General features: G+C 30.2%; 5 protein-coding genes. All 5 read right to left on the bottom strand.

Annotated features, from left to right (window positions below; all coding sequences use genetic code 11):
- Nucleotides 1-422 precede the first annotated feature (422 nt).
- The 5 genes from L3J60_RS13295 to L3J60_RS13275 all read right to left on the bottom strand — a co-directional run bounded on the left by L3J60_RS13295 (nt 423) and on the right by L3J60_RS13275 (nt 5,435).
- A complete protein-coding gene (locus L3J60_RS13295; RefSeq protein WP_291976053.1) occupies nt 423-1,589 on the bottom strand; it encodes an acyl-CoA dehydrogenase family protein in 1,167 nt (388 codons plus the stop codon).
- A 10-nt stretch (nt 1,590-1,599) separates the two neighbouring features.
- Nucleotides 1,600-2,472, bottom strand: a complete 873-nt coding sequence (locus L3J60_RS13290; protein ID WP_291976052.1) for a helix-hairpin-helix domain-containing protein — start codon at nt 2,470-2,472, stop codon at nt 1,600-1,602.
- An 11-nt stretch (nt 2,473-2,483) separates the two neighbouring features.
- On the bottom strand, nt 2,484-4,094 hold the full coding sequence (locus L3J60_RS13285; protein ID WP_291976051.1) for an alanine/glycine:cation symporter family protein: 1,611 nt from the start codon (nt 4,092-4,094) through the stop codon (nt 2,484-2,486).
- 111 nt (nt 4,095-4,205) lie between these two features.
- Nucleotides 4,206-5,201 carry a TrkA family potassium uptake protein gene (locus L3J60_RS13280; protein WP_291976050.1) on the bottom strand — a complete coding sequence of 332 codons (996 nt, stop codon included), beginning with the start codon at nt 5,199-5,201 and terminating at the stop codon, nt 4,206-4,208.
- 6 nt (nt 5,202-5,207) lie between these two features.
- Complete coding sequence (locus tag L3J60_RS13275; protein WP_291976048.1) at nt 5,208-5,435, bottom strand: PspC domain-containing protein; 228 nt, start codon at nt 5,433-5,435, stop codon at nt 5,208-5,210.
- Between the last annotated feature and the right edge of the window lie 170 nt (nt 5,436-5,605).

The raw sequence follows: 5,605 nt of genomic DNA, 5'->3' as shown, positions 1-5,605 counted from the left end.
GCCTTGAACCTCCTGAAAAATGAACAAACTAAAAAACTGTCGGTTAAAAGCAAAAGACTCAAAGCGGCTTGGGATGAAGACTATTTATTAAGGATATTGAAAATAAAAGTGTGAGTTTGCCCTGAATCTTTCTGAAAAAATTAAGTTGCAGAATTATATTCTTTTTTATCTATTTGTATGTCCGTAATTAGTAATAATAAAGAACACCGTCATGCTGAACCTGCCTGTCGGCAAGGCAGGCTCGTTTCAGCATCTCATTTTCGTCTGATAACCAGTATTTTATTGAATACGACCCTGAAACAAGCCCGCCTGCTGCTGGCAGGTTCAGGGTGACGGACGTTATGTAAGATTACGGACAATCAGTTATCTATAATCATTTTTGCGAATTGAAAACAATTTTCGCAAAAACAATTAATTCAAACTTATGTAGATGGCTTGTACTCTTTCTTATCTATAATCATTTTTGCGATAATCTCTCTCAAGATTTCTGAAGTTCCACCTCCTATTTGTCCAAGCCTACTATCGCGTAATAATCGAGCCATTGGATAATCTTCCATATATCCATAGCCTCCTAATAATTGTAAGCACTCATTAATTACTTTATCTGCCATTTGTGTAGAAAGCAATTTAGACATACTAGCTTCCTTAACTATATATTGTCCTTGTTTCATTCTATTTGCAATAGAATAATTAAATTCTTTACACATTTCAACTTCACTTGCCATATCTGCAACTTTATGACGCAATGCTTGAAATGAGTCTAACGTTTTTCCAAAGGCTTTTCTTTCTGACATATATTGAATTGCGTAATTTAAAGCGTATTCTGCTCTAGCATGTGCATTTACTCCCATAACTAAACGTTCTAAAGCAAAATGACTCATTAAATAGGTAAATCCTTTACCTTCTTCACCTAATAAATTTTCAGCAGGAATAACTACATTATCAAAAGCTATTTCTGCAGTATCAGATGCTCTCCAACCTAATTTATCTAATTTGGTTGAAGAAATTCCTTTAGTTTCTCTATCTAAAATAAAAATACTTATTCCCTTTGTTCTAGTAGTGGTATCGGTTTTAGCAGTTACTATTAAATAATCAGAATAAAACCCATTTGTAATAAACGTTTTGGAACCATTAATTACATAAGTATCTCCTTTTTTAACTGCAGTAGTTTTCATTCCTGCCACATCACTTCCTCCATAGGGTTCTGTAATACACAAACAACCAATTTTATCACCATTAATACTAGGTGTTAAATATTTATGTTTAATATTTTCACTTCCTTCTGCATTTAAATGTGTCATTGCTAAATAAGCATGTGCCCACAATGCAGCAGCAAAACCACCAGAATTAACTTTTTGTAATTCTTCTAGAAAGATAACGGTATAAAAAATATCTAATGCTAGACCGCCATATTGTTCAGGATAATTTAAACCAAAATATCCCATATCCCCAATTTTTTTCCAGATAAAACGTTCTATTTTACCTGTTTTTTCCCACTTATTAATATGTGGAACTACCTCTTTATTTAAAAAATCTCGAAAACTTAGTCTAAACGCTTCATGTTCTTCAGTAAAATACATAATCGGAATAAAATATATATTAATTAGCCCTCAAATATAAGGCGATTAAATTAAATTTATCCAACGGAAAACTATCAATTTTTTTTAATTCTTCAATAGATTGAATTTCAGCAACTTCATCTCTATAACTTAAAATTATTTTTGCCAAATTATAGTTAATATAAACATTATTATAAAGTTGTTTAGCAGTAGCTTCATTGATATCAATTTTAGAAATATTGGGCTTTTTTATTACTTGAAATCTCTTTAAAGCTCTATCAGCAACATCCTTATCTAAATACCAAACTTCGTAAAGCTGACTATTAAAAGAAAAACCTTGTAATTTATTACGGTACTTTATAATTCGTTCTGCTAATTTATTTCCAATACCGCTTACTTTTTTAAAATCAGAAATAGTAGCTGTATTAATATCTTTTATTACTACATTTTTAGCTTTTGTAGTGTAATTTATTTTACTAAGCACATTCCTTTTTGTTACCCAGTTTGGGAATTTAAAATACGGACTAATAGCTTTTAACAAACTATCAGAAACTTCGGTAACATTTTGAAATTCTTTTGAAGAGTTTACAAATTTACCTTGTTTTCTATAAGCTAATAAGTTGTCAATTTCTTTAACCGAAAGTCCTAACTGATATCCTTTAAAATCCGTAATGTAATTAGGGTTAAAAGGATATATTTTTTTAGATTTCTTTTTTAATTTATCATTTTGCAAAGAATCCATTTCTTTTGAAAAGGATTTTAATTCTGCTTCTGATAAATTACTGGATAATTTATTTGATGAAAAATTAACAAAATGAAGTATTAATTGAAGTGAAACGATAATAATTATCAATCCAAAAATTCCATTTCGCTGACCTTTATTGTAGTTAAAATGGGATTTAAAAAAGCTCATTCTATTGAAATTTATTTTTGCCCTTTATAACCTATTGCACTAAGATATCTGACTACCTCAAGTTTTACCTTTGGAGCTAATAAAAACAAACCAATAATATTAGGAAACACCATTGCGAATATCATAGCATCAGAAAACTCAATTACAGATCCTAGACTTGAGGAAGCTCCAATTACAACAAAAATTAAGAATAATGATTTGTATGAAATGTCAGCTAATTTACTTTTTCCAAATAAATATTTCCATCCTTGTATTCCATAATAAGACCAAGATAACATTGTTGAAAAAGCAAAAAGTATTACAGCAATTGTTAGTATAATTGAAAAATTTGGAATTGCAGAATCAAAAGCTACTGAAGTTAAATCAACACCACCCAAATGTTTCCCAGAAATGTTCATAATTACATTATTCCCTTCATCTAAATTTGCATAATTAAATAAATTACTCTTCAAATTGGTAACTACAATTACCAAAGCGGTCATGGTACAAATAATTACAGTATCAACAAATGGACCTATTGAAGCTACAATTCCTTCACTTGCCGGAAATTTAGTTTTAACTGCTGCGTGTGCAATAGATGCTGACCCAACACCTGCCTCATTTGAAAAAGCAGCTCTTTGAAAACCAACAATCATAACGCCAATTACACCTCCAACAATTGATGGTTGATTAAATGCACCATTCCAAATTTGAAGCATTGCCGCAGGAATTATTGTAAAATTCATAACAATTATTAATAAAGAAGCTCCTACATACATAATTGCCATAAATGGCACTATTTTTTCAGTTACCCGCCCTATTCTTTTAATTCCTCCAATAATCACAACACCAACTAACACTGCCAGCAATACGCCAAATAAAAATCCAGAATCAAGACCAAAAAGTAATTTAAATTGTGCAGCTGCCTGATTGGATTGAAACATGTTTCCTCCTCCAAAAGAACCTCCAATTACAAAAACAGCATATAGCACAGCTAAAAATTTTCCAAAACCTGCTAAATTCTTTTCTTTTAACCCTTTTTTTAGATAATACATTGGACCTCCATATATTTTTCCATCATCACCAACTTCTCTGTATTTTACACCTAAAGTAGCTTCAACTAATTTTGTTGACATCCCTAAAAAACCAGCTAAAATCATCCATATCGTAGCTCCTGGTCCTCCAATTGCAATTGCAACTGCAACTCCAGCAATATTCCCTAAGCCTACTGTTGCTGAAAGTGCGGCTGTTAAAGCTTGAAAATGTGTAACTTCTCCTACTACTCCTTCTGCTCGAATACTTTCAAAAACATCACCTCCTGGTGTTGGATCTCCTGCAACCTCATCAACTGAATGATAATCTATATCATCATATTTTCCATTAGTAGTCCTTATGGCAACACCTAGTAAAGTTATATTGGCAAACTTAAAATACAGTGTAAAAAATAAGGCTCCAAGTAACAAAACAATAATTACAATTGGAACATCTACACCAACAATTGAGATTGGGTAAAAAACTACAGAACTAACAGCATTGGCAAAAGGTTTAAATTTTGCTTCTATTTTTTCATCGATTGTTAATTTCTGTGCGAAAGTTAATACTGGAACTATTAAAGAAATAATAGTTAGAAGTTTTTTCTTCATAATTTTTAGGTGAATTTTTAAAAGTAGCCGCAATATGGCAAAAATATGAGGTTACTACAAGTTTTTAACTTTAAACTTAAGGAATTCCCTTAAAATCACTAATATAAATTATTATAATATTTGATGCAATTTTTCAATTTGATTAGGTTTACCTAATACAATTAAACTTGAATTAAGTGTAAGTTTTGTATATCCATCTGGATTAATTACATATTTATGGTCAGCCGTTTTAAAACCAATTATTAAACAACCTGTTCTTTTACGTAAATCTAAATCTAGAATTGTTTTATTTATAAGTTCTTTAGGTAAATCCTTAATTTCTATTTCTTCTAAGTTTGTAGAAGTTTCATTTGAAATAGTTAATCGCTCTACAAATTCAACTAAATTAGGAGTTACTACTAATGATGCCATGTGATCTCCCCCAATCTTATCTGGCATAATAACATTTGTAGCTCCTGCAATTAATAATTTTTTGAAGGAAGATTCATTTGATGCTCTACTAATTATAGTAAATTCTTTATTTATTTGTCTAGCTGAAAGCACTACAAATAGATTGTCAGCATCAGAAGGTAAGGCAGTAATTAAACTATTTGCATTTTTAATGGCTGCCTTATTAAGGGTTTCATCATCCGTAGCATCGCCTTCAACATAAAGAATACCATTATTTTCCAATTCTCTTAATATCTCTTTATTTTTTTCAATAACAAGGTACGGTTTATTAAATATTTTAAGTTTTAAAACTGCTTGCCTACCATTGCGTCCGTAGCCACATACAACAGTATGATTCTTCAATTTTTGAATTTTTTGTTGCATTTTTTTATATTTTAAAAGTTGAAAAAAATTATCATTTGCTAAATATTCTGTCAATGCAGTTATCGAATAACCATAAACACCAATACTTAATATGATTAATATAATGGTAAATAATTTTTCTGTTTGATTTAATTGGTGTAGTGTGCCAAACCCTACTGTTGACATGGTAATTACGGTCATATACAACGAATCAATAAGAGTTTCATTAGAAATAATTGTATATCCAATTACACCAATAACTAATACCATAGTTAGAAGTGCTAATGAAATCCGCAATTTTGTTTTTACAATCATGACCAATTATAAATCAAAAACAGAGCTTCGTTTAGTATAAATCATATCTTTTAGACGTAAAATAAAAGCCAAGGTTAAATATATTCCGAATGAAAATCCAAGGGTAACAAACGATATATAAATAAAAAATAATCGAACATCCGATACTTTCATTCCAAGCCTATCCGCTAATCTTGAGGAAACAGCGAAACCATACTTTTCAAAAAAATGACGTAATGATTCTATATATTTCAAAGTATAAATTTTAAACGCAATATACTAATTTTAGAAATAAGACATCAGGGCAAACTCACACTTTTATTTTCAATATCCTTAATAAATAGTCTTCATCCCAAGCCGCTTTGAGTCTTTTGCTTTTAACCGACAGTTTTTTAGTTTGTTCATTTTTCAGGAGGTTCAAGGCT

The organism is Lutibacter sp. (assembly GCF_021647475.1).
Classification (GTDB): domain Bacteria; phylum Bacteroidota; class Bacteroidia; order Flavobacteriales; family Flavobacteriaceae; genus Lutibacter.
Note: the sequence above shows the minus strand (reverse complement) of the source record. Positions and strands in the feature narration are given on the sequence as shown.

What these genes read in the sequence shown, in the direction of transcription:
- L3J60_RS13290 (WP_291976052.1), bottom strand. Translation starts at nt 2,472, where the DNA reads ATGAGCTTTTTTAAATCCCATTTTAACTACAATAAAGGTCAGCGAAAT.
- L3J60_RS13285 (WP_291976051.1), bottom strand. Translation starts at nt 4,094, where the DNA reads ATGAAGAAAAAACTTCTAACTATTATTTCTTTAATAGTTCCAGTATTA.
- L3J60_RS13280 (WP_291976050.1), bottom strand. Translation starts at nt 5,201, where the DNA reads ATGATTGTAAAAACAAAATTGCGGATTTCATTAGCACTTCTAACTATG.